Source organism: Okeania hirsuta, from assembly GCF_003838195.1.
Lineage (GTDB): Bacteria > Cyanobacteriota > Cyanobacteriia > Cyanobacteriales > Microcoleaceae > Okeania > Okeania hirsuta.
The window spans coordinates 1-575 of record NZ_RCBY01000689.1; the positions used below are offsets into that span (position 1 = coordinate 1).

The 575-nt window shown below is 34.3% G+C and carries 1 protein-coding gene; it reads right to left on the bottom strand.

The window, feature by feature from the left end:
* Positions 1–144: 144 nt before the first annotated feature.
* Positions 145–381 carry a hypothetical protein gene (locus D5R40_RS33690; RefSeq protein ID WP_124147718.1) on the bottom strand — a complete coding sequence of 79 codons (237 nt, stop codon included), beginning with the start codon at positions 379–381 and terminating at the stop codon, positions 145–147.
* Positions 382–575: the final 194 nt, after the last annotated feature.

The following is a 575-nucleotide window of genomic DNA, read 5'->3' on the forward strand; positions in this document are numbered from 1 at the left end:
GTACCATTGGTGGCCGAAAATTCAGGTTTAATTACTCCGATGCTACCGGATTTGATATAACTCAGCTTTATGTTGAGCAAAAATTTCTTGATTCTGTTGTCACCAGCAAAAAAATTTGTAGGAAACACCAGTTATAAATGCTTCTCATGTCTCTGTAAAATTTGTCAAAGTGGCGCGAGAATAACGCTTTCTCAAGCCTCCCATTAATTGTTGATAGAGAATGAAAGTATAGGCAACAAAAACCAAAATAAAATGGCGCATTCGACTTGTTTGATCTCGGACTTGATATTCTTTTAAACCCAACCATCCCTTAGCTTCCCTATAAAATTTTTCAAGATAGTTTCTATCAGAAAAGGTTGTAACTATCCATTCTCCAGTCACACTTTTATATTAGAGTTGTCGCTAAATAAAGGGGAAAAATCACTCTAACCTAGACAGAGCAATAATTCCAATATTTTTTGCTATCCAATAGCTACAATCCTTACATAACAAGGTTTTTGGGGGGATTTTAAGTTATAAAGCGACAAGTCTATTGTTTATTTGTAATTAAATAATCAATTTCAGTGGCTTCAGAT